The following is a 15,055-nucleotide window of genomic DNA, read 5'->3' on the forward strand; positions in this document are numbered from 1 at the left end:
CTATCGTTCAATGCTGATTTCCAGTGCGATCCGACCACTAAATGGAAATTGCAACTCCCGAATAGAGCTTACTTTCTGGGCATTTGCTGTTGTGCCAGCTCTCGCAGTCTTTCGTAACTTTCCCCATCGACCTCTATACCCTGCACCCGCGATATTTCTCGCGCTTGATACCGTCGATCACCTGGGAGTCTGTCTGCTCCGGCATCGCGCAATGCATCAAACAGCATGCTTACTCGTGTGTCGAAGGTCGGGTTGGCGACAAGCGGATCGATGATCAGCAGAAACTGTCCGCCACGCGAAGGCGTTCCCGAGGAAGGCGGTGAATACTCGAAACCAAATGACCCTCCGGAAAGCCCTGCGGCCAGGATATCGACCATGACCGCAAGCGCCGCACCTTTCGCTCCTCCAAAAGGAAGGAGTGCGCCTCCGTCGAGAATCTCTTGGGGCGACGTAGTGGGCTTACCTTGAACATCGCAACCGGCGCCTTCCTGGACATCCCTGCCCGTGCGCGCTGCCAGCAACACTTCACCATAAGATATCAGGCTGGTGGACTGATCCCAAACAAACGGATTTTCATCAACGCGAGGAACCGCGAAGGCCATTGCATTGGTTCCTACCACTGGACTGTGTCCGCCCCATACCGTCATACGTTTTCGGGAACTGACGCAGGAAAAGACAATGAAGCCATCTGCCGCAATGGGCTCGATATCTGGCCAGATGGCTGCCGAGTGGTGCGAGTTCCCAATCGTCATAATAGCAACGCCGGTGCTTCTGGCTATCGCCATGGCCTCATCGCGGAACGCGGCTAAAGCCACCTGCGCAAAGCCGCCATGCGCATCTATGCTCAGGATGCTGCCGGCCTGGCGGGCAAGTTCTGGGTGAGCCGTTCCATTTGCCGATTGGCTTTTCAGCAGATCGATGAAACCATCGATCCGGAGGATGCCATGCGTCTTTACGCCGTCTTGCTCGCACACGGCGAGGGAATGTGCTACAGGTGCGGCGTTCTCGGGAGCCATGCCGGCCCTGACCAATACCGCCACAATGAGATTCTGTAGTTGATCAATTGAAACCCGAACTGTCGACTTCACCATTACCAAGCTCCTTACCCATGTTGAGCAACCGATTTACTGCGGCACCGCTTTGCGGCCTATTGACGCCAGGCGATCCCACTGAGCTACTGCTCGGCGAGGCCGTACACATGTAGCTACCGACACCCGCCGAGCCTCCCGGCCACACAACGAACCGGAGGCTGCTGAAAAGCAGGCTGGGTACCCCAACGCCGTAACCCGCAGCGGCGGGGCGCTACTGCAGTTCGAGGTCGCCGTGCACAGCGTCGAAACCAGCCTGGGCGCATTGCTCGTCGGTCTTGCCGTCAGGCGCGCCGCTGACACCGACGGCGCCGTAAAAGCTTCCACCCGCCTCGATCGGCACCGAGCCAGCGGTGAAGGCCAGGCCGTCTCCGAGCTGCGCCAGCGGTGAGGCCGCCCGCGACGCCATCTGTGTGCCCTTGATGTTGAACATCGCCGCGGTGTAGGCCTTTTGCTGGCTGATAGTCAGCGACACCGGCGGCGCCAGGGTATCGCGCAGCGTGGCCTGGGCGATGCCGTTGCGATCCACCACGGTGGCACTGACCTGCAGCCCCTTGGCGCGGCAGGCCTTGATGGCGCCCTCGGCAATGCGCAGGGCGGTGTCCATGGTCAACCGCGACACGGTGACGGTGAGCGGCTCTTCGGCAAGCGCCGGCGCGACGAGCAGCGTGCTCAGTGCGAGACCGGCGGCAATGCGGACGCGGTGCTGCATGTGCAGTCTCCTCGATTGGTGGTTGGTGAAGAAACGGGGACGCCAGCCACTAGTATGAACGATGAAAGTAAACCGTGGCATCGCCAGGATGGGTGCGCCCGTCTATAAAGCGGTCAGGTAATCCCTAATCTTCGGGACACCGCCTCATCGGCCGAGCAAGCCCGTCGGCCAATCTGGCTGGAACTTGCAAACCCCTCTGCGGTCACGGAAGTCCCTTCCGGCAAGTTCTCGTAAGCAGTGGTCTTGAAATTTGCGAGGTTGGGGTGGTTTTCCACCAAGGCGCAGAGTTCGGATTTCGAGTAAGTCTCAAAATCCTGTTTCGACGCCCAGCAATAGACACCGCCGTAGACGCCGGACTCGGGCCGCTTCATCCACACCTTGCTGATCAGCCCAGGAACACGCGCGTACTCGGGTGCAAGGCTGTTGACGGACTCAACGTAGGCCTTTTCGTCGATGCCTCTGAGATTGAAAGTGACATAGGTGATATACATAGTTGTTTCCTGCTGGAGGTTGGTGGTTAAGGCCGCTCGGTCGCACTTCGACCAAGACACATTGCGGATCTCGTATTTGGTGCCCTTCCGTTGCTTGCGGGAGCACCTTTCGAGATTGCTCCTGCAGGATAATTTCTATGTAAGTAAAGCGCATGCCTAGAATTCCAGACTCGTTGCCTTAGAGTCCATGATTGACGTCCGCTTTGCGGCGTATCACCTAGAGGTATGCTCCGGCTCTTGATTCATGTGGCTCGGGTTCCGGGGGCTGATCGGCAGCAAATTCCGATGCCAATAATATTTGCAGCGGCTGAGAGGTTTCTGAAGCCCCTAACTTATTCATCAACGGGTGGACTTCACTTTCGTAAGCCGTCACCGTACGAGTAATGGTCTAGCCGAACAGCGTTGCGTATCTTCTTTTCTACATGCTTTACCAGCTTGCTGTAAAGAAACGAGAAAAGCTTATCTATGTCTTTTGGGTTGTCGAAGTCTATCGGTGTCCCGGCCTGTTCCCAACGTTCAGCTAATATCCAGGCTTCGTTTTGTACGTCGTCGTGTTGACACTCGTTTCGGGTCGCGTTAGCAATCCGCCTGAACTTATGTCGATACTTTCTTGAGAACTGCATAAACTCGGCCAGCCGATCGTCATCCATGGGGCAGCATCCAGTCAGAGAATGGAGACTATCAAGTATCTTATGGGGGTGATGGCAATTTGATGAAATGAGACGGCAATTAGCAAGCATGCGATTGCCGTCATGGGCGGCTACTTTGCGAGACGTTCCTTCCGGGCATGCTCGTGGACGAAGCACTTCTGCAGGTGCTGCAGCCCGGCAGCAAGAAGATGCATCGTGCCTATCTGTGAGCCTATGCCCCGGCGCCTTCCAGGCGCTTGAAACCATAGCTTATAAAGGCACCATTTTGACGTACAATTATGGTCTATCTATTTACGGATGCGGAGGTATTTGCCATGAGTGCAGCGACCGATACCAAACAGGAGCGCATTAATTTGCGGTTGGAGCACCGTGCTAAGCAGATGCTGGAACGTGCCGCGCGTTTCGAGGGAAAAACGGTCAGCAGTTTTATCCTGACCAGTGCCCTGGCGCATGCTGAAAAAACCATTGACGCGCACGAAGTCATGCGCCTGAACCGCCAGGATTCCGAGGCGTTCTTTAACGCCCTAGCCAAGCCTGTCCGACTCAACAAGAGGCTGGCCGCTGCCTTCAAGGAACATGAGCAGCGCGTAACCAGCAGATGACTGACTATTCGTCTCTATTCATCTCGGCGCTGGACGGTAGCCACGAGAGATCTGGCTTTCACTGTGGTGTGACTTCACTGGATAATTATCTCCACAAACAAGCCCGCCAGGATATGGAGCGTCGCACCAGTCGTGTCTTTGTCGCGACGACACCAGCGAATCCGCACACCATCGTGGGCTATTACACATTGTCCACGCTGTCCATGGAACTCGACCAGTTACCTGACAGGATCGCCCGCAAATTGCCTCGACATCCCATCCCGGCAGCATTGCTGGGTAGGCTTGCCGTCGATCATCAAGCCCGTGGCCATGGTGTGGGCAGAATGCTGTTGGTCAATGCCATTCAGCGCACGTTGGCGGTCAGCGACCAGATCGCCATTTATGCCATGATCGTCGATGCCATTGACGATCAGGCACGTAGCTTCTATGAGCAGTTTGGCTTCTCGCTGCTGGGATCTGGCAGTCATCGCCGATTGTTTCTGCCACTGAAGTCTGTTTAACATAAAAGTGGGCACCGCCAGCACATGGCGCCAAAGCTCGCGGCCAGTTATCCATGCATGGATCGATTTGCCTGCGACGCCCAGACAAGCGTACAGCCGCGATCCCGACGATGATGTGTTTCTCCTCACGGTCTTGCATGGCAAGGCCGCTTCTGTGGGATTTGGCTCAGTTTATGCTGGCACAAATCGCGCTTCTCCTCAGCATCGATCTGGATGAAGCATTCGAGGCTGATATTGACCTGTGACAGCTCTGCCCCTAACAAGGATAGGTGTGCCTTGCATACGTATGCTGATTATTGGGTGCTGGCGTAGCGTCTATTCGACTGGCGTGACTCCGGGAGTCTTTTGCGCAGGTTCGAAGATGGTTCCACAGCGTTTGCATATCCATGACCGTTCCCAGGCCGCCTTCTGCGCATCATCTTCCGATCTGCGTTTTTTGTAGCCAGTGACCAGACGGTAAATGGCGACGGCAACAGCAGCCAGAAGAAGGAAGTAAAGCCACTGCGGGTTGTGACCCGTAAAATCATGCCAGACGGACGGGACAACAAAGAACGCGACAACGGCCCCGATGAGGGAATACCACAACGAATTGGTCGTTAATGCCGGAGCGGCGGCGCGTTTTGCGAATTCGGTCAGAACCGTTTCGGTGGACTCATGGTCTGCCGTGATCCGCCCACCGCCATCCATTCCTCCCTCGATTTTTCCTTTCCTCTTGATAACGGACTTGCCCTGCTCGTATGCCGTGGAACACAACAGGACATCGTCAGATTCACATTTTGGACATTGCATTGTCGGTCTCCTCCCTGCTGGTTTTAAAAATTAATCTGATTTTTTGAGCCGGCCAGGTAGCCCTCTTCTACGCTCGGCTACCAGCTCGCCTCTATTGGTATTCCTTGCCATTCCATTTGAAGGTGTACGTACCGCTCTCAAACCGCAAGTCATGCATTCCGTGGTGCTTGGATGGCAGTACGAAGACCTTTCCGCCAGCAGCGGCAAGGCGGATTGATTTTCGAGCATACCCGGCGGATGTCGCGAGTACCGCGTAAGTCTGGCAGCCTGCGGAACCGCATCCCCCCGTGCTGTCGGAGCGCGCCAACAGATCGGGGCGATGGTCGTCGTTGAGATCGGCGTGCCCCACCTCAAAGGGTTGCAGGTCGCCATAGTCCGCACCCATTGCCCGCTTGAGGGCCTGGGTCTCGGACGCGGTGGGTTTCCCGTTTATCACCACACCAGGCGTTGCTGCTCCAACGGCAGTTTGCGTCACCAGCACCATCGCATATATGACTCCCACACTCAGCTTCATGTTCTTCTCCTTGGCAAGAGCTAGAGCAAGCGCCGACGGTCAGGTATCGAGCAGTCACCGTCAGTGCCCTGACGCCCAATCAAGCTGAAGCTGATGGGAGCATGAACGAAATCTCACGACGGCACTACCAACCCTCCCAGGCGCCGACTTTCATGATTTTTTTCAACGTTTTGGATCAGAATTAATAGTCGGCGGGGTATTTCCATGTTATTAGCAGTATCTTTTTTCTGTCAATTTATTTTTTTCTGTCATTCTTTTCTGCCTATTGGGGCGCAATTCCGATTTCCCAGGTGATCAAGCAAACTCCACCTCGGCATGGCCCGTCACAGCCTTGCGCCGGGCTGGTTCGACGACGATCTTCACGTCCCGGCCAAGTCTGGCCAGGCATTCCTCACTTTGCTAGACCGGGACATCGATGCCGGCGTCAATGTCCAGCCACTTCCGGAGGATTCGGCTCAGTTCATGCCGGCGCAGCTCGCGCTTCACCCCGATGTTGATCTGGATGAAGACTGTGTTTCGGCTTTTTTTCGCCCGGCGACATCCATTGGCGTGCGCCTACAGCCAGTGTTTTTTGGTCTCCCAGCTCAAGGCATGAAAAATACGAGTGATTCGGATGCCAGATTGTCGGCGAACCATCGCCGTCATTTGCCACGGGAACCGCTGAGTGTGATCGCGTAAGAGCGGCGCGAATTGCGGCCGGAATGAGGGTCGATTAGCCACCTTCCGACGAGCCAGAGCGAATATCATATCGGTCATATGACACAACAACGGCCTTTAATCCTCCGCAGCCTAACTTGCCAAATTCTGGCTTGGTGCCTGTTCCTGCTTCTTGCGGGCGGCGCGCTGGCGGGATGGCGATATCAATCACTGGCCAGCACGCTGGAGAACGAAAGCAATATTTTGCACAGGCTGGCCTCTCAACGGGCCGATCAGCACGACGCGCATCTGACCGCTTTATCGGCCGTTGCCAACACAACCGGCGATACGCAACACGCTCTGTTTCTTGATGTGGCCGCCACCATTGCCCACTTCTATCCCCGCATCGACGACATACAGCTAGTTCCGCTCGACGCGAGCGAAGGATCCGTGGGCATCGGGCCGCTCACGCCCGTTCTGGCACAACAGGTGCGCGAAGCGGCCATCAAGTCCGATGGGCAACTCGCCTTGCTGCCCTATCCCGAACACGCCGACCACTATATGCTGGTCAAGCGCAGCCCCAACACGGACGATGCGCGCTACGGCCTCATGCTCGGCATCGACGCCGGCCAGCTCCTTGGCGAGGCCAGCCCCTTCTGGTCCAAGCCCGGTACCCTGCTGCAACTGTCCATGCCCGGCGGCCACGTGCTTGTCAGCCATCTACCCGCTGCAACGGAGGCCGTCCATTTTTCCAAAGCACTGGCCAGCGCGTCGCAGCCACTGGCTCTTGAAACGGGGATGACGATCGAACCAGGCGATCTGTTTCCTCCGGTTGAAACGGTGCTGACGCTGATGCTGGTCAGCGCGGCCTATATTGCCGTACTGGCCGCCTGGCGCCAGCGGGTGCGTACGCGCGCCGCGGTCGAACAGGCGCGCCTAAGCGCGCTGGAATCCCGCTTGGCGCATGCCTCGCGGGTCAACGCACTGGGTGAAATGGCCAGCGGCCTGGCGCACGAGCTGACGCAGCCGCTGACCGCCATTCTGGCCGAGGCCCAAGCCTGCCGCAGAATGCTCAGTCAAGGAGGCAGCGGCCCGTCTTTGACACCCGTGCTCGAAGACACCATTGCACAGGCGAAACGGGCATCCTCCATTCTGGAGCGGTTCCGCAACTGGTCGCGGCCCCAGCCCGTATGCGTCACCATGTTCGACCTGCGCGACGCCCTGGACAATGTACGCGCCTTGTTGGCCTCCCAGGCGGCCTCATGCAATGCCAGGCTGACTTTCAACATGCCCGCCACGATAGTGCCCGTCAAGGCAGACCCGGTCGAAATGGAGCAGGTCGTCTTCAACCTTGTGCGCAACGGGCTCGAAGCGGTGGCCACGCAAGATGCGGGACAAGTGACCGTCACGCTCAGGCAAACAGTCTCCGAAATCATCCTCGACGTTTCCGACAACGGCCCGGGCGTCGCACCCGAACTGCGGGACAGGCTGTTTACGCCATTCACGACCAATCGGCCCGACGGAACGGGTCTGGGCTTGACGTTGAGCCAGCGCCTCATAGAGCGTGCCAACGGGGATATCTTCCTGGTCGACGAAGGCCCGGGCGCCACGTTCAGGATCATCCTGAAGACACAGAACCAGTACATGGAATCAACGCCGTGATACATCCAGTCTATTTGGTCGACGACGACGAGGCGGTGTGCCGTGCGCTGAGCTTGCTATTGTCCACGGTCGATATCCACGTCGTCGCTTTTACCGACCCGCAGGCCTTTCTTGCACAAGTCCCCAGGCTCCAGCCGGGCTGTCTGATTTTCGATATCCGCATGCCGGCCATTTCGGGACTTAAGCTGCAGGAACGACTGGCTGAAAGCGGCGTCGGCTGGCCCACCATCGTTATCTCGGGCCATGGCGACATCGAGGCCTGCCGACGCGCATTTCGCAATGGCGCGGTCGACTTTCTGTCCAAACCCATCGACGAACAGGATATCATCGACGCCATACAAAAAGGGCAGGACGCACTGGATCTCAGTCTGCGGCAACAGGCGCAGCAAGCGGAAACGCTGAATTTGCTCGCCACGCTCACGCCGCGCGAACGCCAGGTGCTCGACCTTGTCGCCCAGGGCTTCACCACCCGGCAGATCGCGAACGTCCTGAATCTTTCACCACGCACAGTCGATGCGCATCGAGTCGCCATAGGCACAAAGCTGGGCACGACTTCGCAGGCCGAGCTCACCCGCCTATGGTTGGAAGGTAACGGCACGGCCTGAAGGCGCCGGGACGCTTGCTAGGTACAACTACGTAGCGCATCGTGAAGCCTACGAATATCCGCCCGACGGCCAGAACAGTAACCTTTCCCTTGTTTTCAATTGGAAAGGAAGCAATATGATCCGCACACTGTCTATAGCCACTCTCTTGTTCGTACCCGTCGTGGCATCGGCCGCCACGCAACTGCCCAGTGCCCCCTATCTGCCGCTGGAACTGGCCACCAAGGCTGCGCAAACCGCCCTAAAGACCTGCACCGAACAAGGCTATGACGTCAGCGTCGCCATCGTGGCGCGCGACGGCGCAACCAAAGTACTGCTCAAGGCCGACAACTCGGGCCCCCACACGGCAAGCAGCGCACAAGGCAAAGCCTTCACTTCGGCGGCCATGGGACGCGATACCGCCGGGCTGGCCGATTTCATCGCCAGCAAGCCCGCCAATGACGGCCTGCGCGATATGGACTCGCGCATGGTCATCCAGGGCGGCGGCCTGCCCATCAAGCTCGACAAGGCACTGGTGGCGGGCATAGGTGTGGGCGGCGCACCTTCGGGCGACATCGACGCCGCTTGCGCGGCAGCTGGCCTCAAAGCCATCGGCGCGGTCAACTAAACTGCCGGTTTCCCAGGGCGGCCGCCATCTTCCCGGCCAGCACACACGCCAGGCCGCTCTTGTCCCAGGTATAAATGGAAACAGCCATGGACGGCGCCATGCCGAAAGGTTCGTAGATACGCAGGCGGCGTCCCTTTGTCGCCTGCACAGGCAATAAGGACAGGCCAAGGCCGGCTTCCACGCCGACGAGCACGCTTTGCAGGCTGCTGCCGGAAAAGGCAATGTACCAGCGCCGGCGTTCCCGCTCTATGCGATCAAACATGGCCTCCCGATAGAGTCCCTCTGGCGGGAAGGCCACCAGCGGAATCGGGTCGCACCATGCTTGCACGGCGCCTGAGCTTTCAAACCATGCCATGGGCTCGGGGAAACTGGCAAAGCAGTCGGCGCTTGCGGCGGGCTCTTTGACGACAACGATATCGAACTCACCGCCGCGATACTGTTCGGCCAAAGCGCGGCTCAGGCCCGTCGTGATGTCGAGCCGTATGGAGCTGTCAGTCGCGGCAAACGCCTTGAAGATTGCAGCCACGCAGCCACTGAAAATATCTTCGGGCAAGCCGATACGGACGGAGCTTGCGCCGGCTGGGTCACCCAGCGCCACGTGCGCCTCGCTTTCAAGCATCAGTATGCGCCGGGCATAGCCCAGCAGCCGCTCGCCGGACGCAGTAGCAAGTATGGGCCGCGCGCCGCGATCCACCAACTGGTGGCCAACCGATTCCTCCAGCCTTGCAATTTGCTGGCTGATGGTGGACTGCGTCATGTGCAGGCGATCGGCCGCAGCTGTGAAGCTGCCTGCGTCAACAATAGCTACAAACGCCCGAAGTAGGCGAAGATCAAACAATAGCGTCACCCCATGCCCGATCTCAATCTGTTCATGCAAATCATATCATGCATGTTTTGAATGAAAATAATCCAATAATTTAATTTCCAAATAATATGTCGCTGGATTATCCTTTTGCCCAACAACTTGGAGGTCATATGGTCAAGCCACTGGCCGCGATTTTCTGCTCAGTAGCCATGCTTGCAAGCACACACGCCCTTTCGGGAACCGTCGTGAATCAATATCCCTTACATGCCGCGGCGGAACACAACGATGTTCAAACCCTAGAACGGCTCCTTTCAGAAAGGGCCGAGATCGAAGCACGCGACGCGTCGGGCTCAACCGCCCTGTTGGCCGCAACCCGGGCGAACGCTGTGGATGCCGCCCGGACGCTGATCAATGCCGGCGGGGATGTCAATGCGAAAGACCGTATCAACGACAGCGCCTATCTCTATGCCGGCGCGCGGGGTCACCTGGATATTCTGAAAATGACCTTGTCACACAACGCTGACCTGCAAAGCACCAACCGCTACGGAGGCACCGCCCTGATTCCGGCGGCCGAGCGCGGCCATGTCGAAACGGTGCAAACCCTTATCGAAGCGGGCGTAGCGGTTGATCATGTCAATAATCTGGGCTGGACTGCCTTGCTCGAAGCCATCATTCTGGGCAACGGAGGCCAGCGACATCAGCAAATCGTCGACTTGCTGCTCAAGGCGGGCGCCAATCCTGATCTCGCCGACCGGGAGGGCGTCACACCACTGCAGCATGCCCGTTCACGCGGCTATCGCGAGATTGAAAGCGCGTTGCTGGCTGCCGGCAAACACTGAAACTTCGAAAAGGATAAGGAATGGAACAGGATGCGGATTTTCTCGGCCAGGCCATCGTCCTAGCTTATGCCAATGTCAAGCAAGGCGGGCGGCCCTTTGGGGCGCTGGTCGTCAAAAATGGCGAAATCGTCGCCCGGGGAGTCAACGAGATCGTGCAGACCAACGACCCGACCGCCCATGCGGAGTTGATGGCCATCCGGGCCGCAAGCAAGCAGCTGGGCACGGCTTCGCTCGCAGGCTGTTCGGTGTTTGCCAGCGGCCACCCTTGTCCCATGTGCATGGGCGCCATGCGCCTGGCAGGGATCAAGGCAGTAACTTACGCCTATTCCAACGAAGACGGCGATCCCTTCGGCCTGTCCACCGCCGAGATCTACGCCGACCTCGCCAAACCGTTTAGCCAGCAGTCCATGTCGATCCGACATGTGCCGATGCGCCTCGCGGGCCAGCCGGATCTGTATGCGCACTGGAGGCATCATCAATAAGCGAGAGCGCTGGCTCATGGCGGGAAGCAGGCCCAGGCATTTTGTCCTGATCGCAGCCGTAGCCCTGATCGGACTCAACCTCAGACCCTTCATCACCGGGATCGGGCCGCTTGCAGGCAGCATTCATGAATTCACGGGATTAGGCCTGCAGGGCATGGCCCTGCTGACGCTGGTGCCCATGCTGCTCATGGGGGTGCTGGCATTTGTGGGGCCAGCCCTGGAAAGCGCGATCGGCGCGCGCCGGGCGGTCATCCTGGCCTTGCTCATTATTTGCGCCGGCAGCGCAGGCCTGCTGGCCATCCTGGCGATCAGCCAGGCACTGGCCGCCCTCACCCTGCCCTTGCTCGCCAGTAAGCACACTGATCGGCGGCCCTGGCTCTGGTTCACGCTGGCCATGCAGGCACTTGGCTTTACCAGCCTCGCGTTTGCTCCCGGCCTGGCCCCCCATGTGCTGGCGGCCATACTCGGAATGGGGCTGGGCGGCTGTTTTGCGCTGTCGCTGATTGTGGCGCTGGATCATCTGCCCGACCCCGCACAGGCGGGCGCCCTGACGGCCCTCATGCAAGGAGGTGGTTTCATCATTGCGGCGGTGCCTGCCTGGCTCGTGGCAGCACTACACGACCTGACTGCCAGCTATAAGGCCGGATGGTTCTGGCATCTGGTCTGCGTCGGGCTAGTGGTGCTCCTGACCGTACGATTCACACCCAGCACCTACGCGTCGGCCATGCTGCCTTTGGACACGGGACATCCACGCGGCCATCACCTTTCAAACGACCGCTTGTCCAGCGCCCCTACCACATCCTGACGACCCTCAATAGATACTTCATTTTCGAAAGACAGGCCGAGGACGCTTGCCTGACCTGCACTCGGTCGGAGCCCACATTCGACGAAAGATCGCCCGAACTCTCGTAACTCACGGCATCGGCCCGTAGAAGCATCGCAAATAAGAATGGTTAGTACGACGGCTCGCCGAAGTGTTATCGGCCATCCCATGCTCTACGCGTCGGCAAAACAAACAGCCAGAGCCTTGCGGTCGACCTTGCCCACGGAATTCTCTGGCAGCCGGTCGACATACGAATAGCCGGCCGGCTTGTGGATGCGGGAGAGCTCTGTCTCGACCGCTGCGCCCAGCTCCGCGTCGCGCACCGGAGCGCCATTCCGGTCATCCGCACGCACGATAAAGGCCCAAGGCACCTCGCCGAACTCGGCATCGGGCCGGCCGACGACGCAGGCCGCATGCACCCCCGGCACCTTGCACAGTACACTTTCTATGAGCGTCGGCGACAGGTTCTCCCCGCCGCGGATGATCACCTCCTTGATGCGCCCGGTAATGTAGAGATAGCCGTCACAGTCGAACCTTCCAAGATCGCCGCTATGCAAGACCCGATCCATGGGCCGCGGCGCTCCTTCCGAACCCTCGTCCAAATAGCCGAGCATGAGGGTCGAACCGGCAATGCAGATCTCTCCATCCCGATCGAGCTCATTGACCGGCTCGCCCCTGCCGTCGATCAGAAATACCTGCTGCCCAGCCAGCACCGTGCCCACCGACCCTAGCTTGCGATGCGCCGGCGGATTAATGGACGAGGTGCACGTGGCCTCCGACAGGCCATAGGACAGGATTAGCGGCTTGCCGAATTTTCTTTCCACCCTTTGATGGAGTTCAGGCGTGATCGGGGCCGAACCGCAGCGCAACATCCGCAACGAGGAAAGAGAGTCCTCGGAGAAATCGACGGCCAGCATGCGCGCATACATCGTCGGCACGCCCGTGGTGATCGTGGGTCGATACTGCGTGAACAATCCAGGCATCAGTTCGGTCTTGAAGCGTCCGGCCAATGCCACGCTACATCCGGCCAACAGCGGCGCCAGAATCTGATTATTCACGCCGTTGGTGTGATATAGCGGCATGACGTGCAGCAGACGGTCACTGGGCGACAGCCCCGTATGTGTCACCACGCCCTGGGCATTGGCCAGCAGGCCCCGGTGGCTTTGCAGGACGCCCTTTGGCTTGCCGCTGCTGCCAGAAGTGAAAAGCAGAAAGCCGGGCGCATCCGCTTCGAGGTCTAGCGCCCAATAGGGCTCTGCCTTCGGGAGACTTTCACGACGCAGTATCTCTATGCCGGGCAAGCCATTCAGCAATAGATCATCGGCGTGCACAGCATCGACAATCACCCTGCGCATGCCCGTCATGGCAAAACGACGCTTCGTCTCTTCGCTGCCCAGTCTGGGTTCGAGCACGCAAGGACAGGCCCCCGCGGCCAATACAGCCAGCAAGGCGACGACCAGATCTACCGAGCGCTCCATGGCGATGGCAACGCGTTCCGCCCTCTGAATACCCATGGCATGCAACTGGCCGGAGAAGCAGCCAACCTCGTCGAAAAGCCCGGCATAGCTGAGCTGCCTGTCATCCCCGAGCAGCGCGATAGCACTGGTGCGCGCCGGCTCTTGCCAAGCGCGAAAGAACGCCGGGATCAGCGTCTGAGTCGACTCGCTCATGGGCTATATCCTCATCGCAAGGCGACTTTGGCGTCACGCTCGAATTGGCCGTCCGCATCCAGTTCGGCCAGTGCGTGCACTTCGCGCTCGGTAGGCAGCGGCGTGGGGCCGGCTCCCTGGCTGTCGAACTTGAACCCCGTGCGCTGCCGCACCTCATCCAGCGACGACTCAGGGTGCCACGACTGCAGCGCCAGGCGGCCGTCGCGCTTGACGAATACCGCGATGGGCGTGACGACACCGTGGAAACCGCCGGCCGACGTGCGGAAGTGGAGTTGCTCCACGAACGTGCGGGTTGAATGCTCGGTTCGCCATGTGCATGCGCGTCTAGCTGTCGGCAGCATCACGGCGCCGCCGCCCCCGCCCGGCAGACGCACCTTGGGCCGATGCCAGTCGCCTATCACCGAATTGTTCGCATTTCCTTCTCCATCGATCTGCGCCGCACCGAGAAAGGTCAGATCCATGCGGCCACGCGTGCACAGGTCGTAGAAGTCTTCATTGGCAAAAATGGAGGCCGAGTGCTCGGCCAGCACCGGATCGGAACTAGACAGCGGAACCTGCGACGGACGCGGATCCACGCCGCCGGCGACATTGATGTATATGAAGTCTTCGTCGTACGCCTTTTTCGCCAACAGACAGGCCAGCATCGGCAGCGTCGAATTCACGCCGCTGAAGGTGATTTCGTTGGGTCGAATGAATCTTGCGAGATTGACGACAATATATGAAAAGCCCGACCAACTGGTATTCATTTGCTTCCTCCTGCTTCGGGCCCCACGGCGAGATGCGCTGCGAGAGACTCGTCTCCGGGCTGCAGATACGCCTCGACGGCGGGGTAATCGATCTCGTAGTCGGGCCAGCAGGATCCAGGCCAGGCTCCGCCCTGCACAACGGCGTATGCCTCGACCATAAAATACGGAACCAACGTGGCTTCGGGCTCAGCGGCGAACACGCTGCTGTCGACCTCTTTTTCGGCCACAACCAACACGCTTTTCGCCGCGCGGCTCATGATGCGATCCCAGTGCGCAGTACCCGCGACCCGGACATTGCCCCACTCGTCCACTTCGGATGCATGAATCACGGCGTAATCCGGCTGTATGCTCGGGATGACCCAGACCGAATCACCCTTCCCATACGGATCGTCGAGGCACTTCCATCCGTTCAAGGCGGGAATCTCACTGCCGTGCAAGCCGCCGCAGGGCTGGAACGGGACGCCGAAGGCTGCCGCCCGCAATCCCGCCGTCAGGCTGGCACAGGCGTGCTCTTCGAGCTCGACTTGCCCGCTCTCGATGGCCCGGCGGTAATACGGCGCCAGCCCGAAATTGCCCTCCATGGCGACGATGCCCGCCCGCAGCTTGCCGGCCACGCCGGCACGGCAAAGAATATCGATGTCGTAGCCAGGCGATTGCTTGATGATTTCGAGGCCTCGCTTCTTTTGCCGGATCAATTCCCGGACAAAAGAAAACGGGCCACGATGCAGAAAACTTCCACCAAGCGCCAGCGAGGTACCGTCGGACACCATCGCCGCCAGCTCCTGCACGGATACACGCTTGTGCTTGCCTGAAAATCCAGAAGACATATCTTTCTCC

19 protein-coding genes are annotated in these 15,055 nt (G+C 59.1%); 9 read left to right on the top strand and 10 right to left on the bottom strand.

Translation table 11 applies throughout. From position 1 onward, the window contains the following. Nucleotides 1-68: 68 nt before the first annotated feature. From CEY11_RS18255 to CEY11_RS18270, 4 genes are all read right to left on the bottom strand, one after another. Nucleotides 69-1,091: an Ldh family oxidoreductase gene (locus CEY11_RS18255; protein WP_088604831.1), complete on the bottom strand. Its 1,023-nt coding sequence runs from the start codon at nt 1,089-1,091 to the stop codon at nt 69-71. A gap of 211 nt (nt 1,092-1,302) precedes the next feature. Further along, on the bottom strand, nt 1,303-1,800 hold the full coding sequence (locus tag CEY11_RS18260; RefSeq protein ID WP_088604832.1) for a GlcG/HbpS family heme-binding protein: 498 nt from the start codon (nt 1,798-1,800) through the stop codon (nt 1,303-1,305). 113 nt (nt 1,801-1,913) lie between these two features. Beyond that, nucleotides 1,914-2,291, bottom strand: coding sequence for a YdhR family protein (locus tag CEY11_RS18265; protein WP_088604833.1), 378 nt, complete (start codon nt 2,289-2,291; stop codon nt 1,914-1,916). A gap of 353 nt (nt 2,292-2,644) precedes the next feature. Continuing rightward, entirely contained in the window at nt 2,645-2,941 is a 297-nt protein-coding gene (locus CEY11_RS18270; protein ID WP_088604834.1) for a hypothetical protein, read from the bottom strand. Between the two features lie 314 nt (nt 2,942-3,255). Between CEY11_RS18270 and CEY11_RS18275 the strand changes: the two genes are divergently transcribed. Continuing rightward, nucleotides 3,256-3,543, top strand: a complete 288-nt coding sequence (locus CEY11_RS18275; RefSeq protein ID WP_088604954.1) for a type II toxin-antitoxin system TacA family antitoxin — start codon at nt 3,256-3,258, stop codon at nt 3,541-3,543. Beyond that, nucleotides 3,540-4,043, top strand: a complete 504-nt coding sequence (locus tag CEY11_RS18280; RefSeq protein ID WP_088604835.1) for a GNAT family N-acetyltransferase — start codon at nt 3,540-3,542, stop codon at nt 4,041-4,043. The genes CEY11_RS18275 and CEY11_RS18280 overlap by 4 nt, the downstream gene beginning before the upstream one ends. A 315-nt stretch (nt 4,044-4,358) precedes the next feature. Here the strand turns inward: CEY11_RS18280 and CEY11_RS18285 are convergent, their stop codons facing one another. Next, the gene (locus CEY11_RS18285; RefSeq protein WP_143322920.1) at nt 4,359-4,832 is read right to left on the bottom strand and encodes a DUF4118 domain-containing protein; all 474 of its coding nucleotides are present in this window, start codon (nt 4,830-4,832) and stop codon (nt 4,359-4,361) included. 91 nt (nt 4,833-4,923) lie between these two features. Further along, on the bottom strand, nt 4,924-5,346 hold the full coding sequence (locus CEY11_RS18290) for a hypothetical protein (RefSeq protein WP_088604837.1): 423 nt from the start codon (nt 5,344-5,346) through the stop codon (nt 4,924-4,926). Between the two features lie 315 nt (nt 5,347-5,661). Here CEY11_RS18290 and CEY11_RS25430 point away from each other — a divergent pair, with 315 nt between their 5' ends. The 4 genes from CEY11_RS25430 to CEY11_RS18310 all read left to right on the top strand — a co-directional run bounded on the left by CEY11_RS25430 (nt 5,662) and on the right by CEY11_RS18310 (nt 8,853). Continuing rightward, nucleotides 5,662-6,024 (top strand): hypothetical protein, encoded by a 363-nt coding sequence (locus tag CEY11_RS25430; RefSeq protein ID WP_088604838.1) that lies wholly within the window; start codon nt 5,662-5,664, stop codon nt 6,022-6,024. A 222-nt stretch (nt 6,025-6,246) separates the two neighbouring features. Next, nucleotides 6,247-7,644 carry a sensor histidine kinase gene (locus CEY11_RS18300; RefSeq protein ID WP_233154959.1) on the top strand — a complete coding sequence of 466 codons (1,398 nt, stop codon included), beginning with the start codon at nt 6,247-6,249 and terminating at the stop codon, nt 7,642-7,644. Then, nucleotides 7,641-8,249, top strand: a complete 609-nt coding sequence (locus CEY11_RS18305) for a response regulator transcription factor (RefSeq protein ID WP_088604840.1) — start codon at nt 7,641-7,643, stop codon at nt 8,247-8,249. Before CEY11_RS18300 ends, CEY11_RS18305 begins: the two co-directional genes overlap by 4 nt. Nucleotides 8,250-8,364: 115 nt before the next feature. Continuing rightward, entirely contained in the window at nt 8,365-8,853 is a 489-nt protein-coding gene (locus tag CEY11_RS18310; RefSeq protein WP_088604841.1) for a GlcG/HbpS family heme-binding protein, read from the top strand. Here the strand turns inward: CEY11_RS18310 and CEY11_RS18315 are convergent. Beyond that, nucleotides 8,846-9,700: a LysR family transcriptional regulator gene (locus CEY11_RS18315; protein ID WP_233154973.1), complete on the bottom strand. Its 855-nt coding sequence runs from the start codon at nt 9,698-9,700 to the stop codon at nt 8,846-8,848. The two genes, CEY11_RS18310 and CEY11_RS18315, sit on opposite strands and share 8 nt — an antisense overlap. A 128-nt stretch (nt 9,701-9,828) precedes the next feature. Here CEY11_RS18315 and CEY11_RS18320 point away from each other — a divergent pair, with 128 nt between their 5' ends. Genes CEY11_RS18320 through CEY11_RS18330 form a run of 3 tightly spaced genes read left to right on the top strand, consistent with a single transcriptional unit; the run spans nt 9,829 to nt 11,784 of the window. Then, nucleotides 9,829-10,497 (top strand): ankyrin repeat domain-containing protein, encoded by a 669-nt coding sequence (locus CEY11_RS18320; RefSeq protein WP_088604842.1) that lies wholly within the window; start codon nt 9,829-9,831, stop codon nt 10,495-10,497. Between the two features lie 20 nt (nt 10,498-10,517). Further along, entirely contained in the window at nt 10,518-10,979 is a 462-nt protein-coding gene (locus tag CEY11_RS18325) for a nucleoside deaminase (protein WP_088604843.1), read from the top strand. A gap of 16 nt (nt 10,980-10,995) precedes the next feature. Next, nucleotides 10,996-11,784: an MFS transporter gene (locus CEY11_RS18330; RefSeq protein WP_088604844.1), complete on the top strand. Its 789-nt coding sequence runs from the start codon at nt 10,996-10,998 to the stop codon at nt 11,782-11,784. A gap of 191 nt (nt 11,785-11,975) precedes the next feature. On the opposite strand, the gene CEY11_RS18335 is transcribed toward CEY11_RS18330, so the two are convergent. Genes CEY11_RS18335 through CEY11_RS18345 form a run of 3 tightly spaced genes read right to left on the bottom strand, consistent with a single transcriptional unit; the run spans nt 11,976 to nt 15,045 of the window. Further along, nucleotides 11,976-13,472: a class I adenylate-forming enzyme family protein gene (locus CEY11_RS18335; protein WP_088604845.1), complete on the bottom strand. Its 1,497-nt coding sequence runs from the start codon at nt 13,470-13,472 to the stop codon at nt 11,976-11,978. A gap of 11 nt (nt 13,473-13,483) precedes the next feature. Then, nucleotides 13,484-14,218, bottom strand: a complete 735-nt coding sequence (locus CEY11_RS18340) for a CoA-transferase subunit beta (RefSeq protein WP_088604846.1) — start codon at nt 14,216-14,218, stop codon at nt 13,484-13,486. Continuing rightward, on the bottom strand, nt 14,215-15,045 hold the full coding sequence (locus tag CEY11_RS18345) for a CoA transferase subunit A (protein ID WP_088604847.1): 831 nt from the start codon (nt 15,043-15,045) through the stop codon (nt 14,215-14,217). Before CEY11_RS18345 ends, CEY11_RS18340 begins: the two co-directional genes overlap by 4 nt. Between the last annotated feature and the right edge of the window lie 10 nt (nt 15,046-15,055).

Source organism: Candidimonas nitroreducens (genome assembly GCF_002209565.1).
GTDB lineage: Bacteria > Pseudomonadota > Gammaproteobacteria > Burkholderiales > Burkholderiaceae_B > Candidimonas > Candidimonas nitroreducens.

Bases quoted from the DNA above. Each gene is read 5' to 3' on its own strand.
- CEY11_RS18270 (WP_088604834.1), bottom strand. From the start codon at position 2,941: ATGGATGACGATCGGCTGGCCGAGTTTATGCAGTTCTCAAGAAAGTAT.
- CEY11_RS18285 (WP_143322920.1), bottom strand. From the start codon at position 4,832: ATGCAATGTCCAAAATGTGAATCTGACGATGTCCTGTTGTGTTCCACG.
- CEY11_RS18290 (WP_088604837.1), bottom strand. From the start codon at position 5,346: ATGAAGCTGAGTGTGGGAGTCATATATGCGATGGTGCTGGTGACGCAA.
- CEY11_RS18310 (WP_088604841.1), top strand. From the start codon at position 8,365: ATGATCCGCACACTGTCTATAGCCACTCTCTTGTTCGTACCCGTCGTG.
- CEY11_RS18255 (WP_088604831.1), bottom strand. From the start codon at position 1,091: ATGGTGAAGTCGACAGTTCGGGTTTCAATTGATCAACTACAGAATCTC.
- CEY11_RS18260 (WP_088604832.1), bottom strand. From the start codon at position 1,800: ATGCAGCACCGCGTCCGCATTGCCGCCGGTCTCGCACTGAGCACGCTG.
- CEY11_RS18265 (WP_088604833.1), bottom strand. From the start codon at position 2,291: ATGTATATCACCTATGTCACTTTCAATCTCAGAGGCATCGACGAAAAG.
- CEY11_RS18345 (WP_088604847.1), bottom strand. From the start codon at position 15,045: ATGTCTTCTGGATTTTCAGGCAAGCACAAGCGTGTATCCGTGCAGGAG.
- CEY11_RS18280 (WP_088604835.1), top strand. From the start codon at position 3,540: ATGACTGACTATTCGTCTCTATTCATCTCGGCGCTGGACGGTAGCCAC.
- CEY11_RS18340 (WP_088604846.1), bottom strand. From the start codon at position 14,218: ATGAATACCAGTTGGTCGGGCTTTTCATATATTGTCGTCAATCTCGCA.
- CEY11_RS18335 (WP_088604845.1), bottom strand. From the start codon at position 13,472: ATGAGCGAGTCGACTCAGACGCTGATCCCGGCGTTCTTTCGCGCTTGG.
- CEY11_RS25430 (WP_088604838.1), top strand. From the start codon at position 5,662: ATGGCCCGTCACAGCCTTGCGCCGGGCTGGTTCGACGACGATCTTCAC.
- CEY11_RS18325 (WP_088604843.1), top strand. From the start codon at position 10,518: ATGGAACAGGATGCGGATTTTCTCGGCCAGGCCATCGTCCTAGCTTAT.
- CEY11_RS18320 (WP_088604842.1), top strand. From the start codon at position 9,829: ATGGTCAAGCCACTGGCCGCGATTTTCTGCTCAGTAGCCATGCTTGCA.
- CEY11_RS18275 (WP_088604954.1), top strand. From the start codon at position 3,256: ATGAGTGCAGCGACCGATACCAAACAGGAGCGCATTAATTTGCGGTTG.
- CEY11_RS18330 (WP_088604844.1), top strand. From the start codon at position 10,996: ATGGCGGGAAGCAGGCCCAGGCATTTTGTCCTGATCGCAGCCGTAGCC.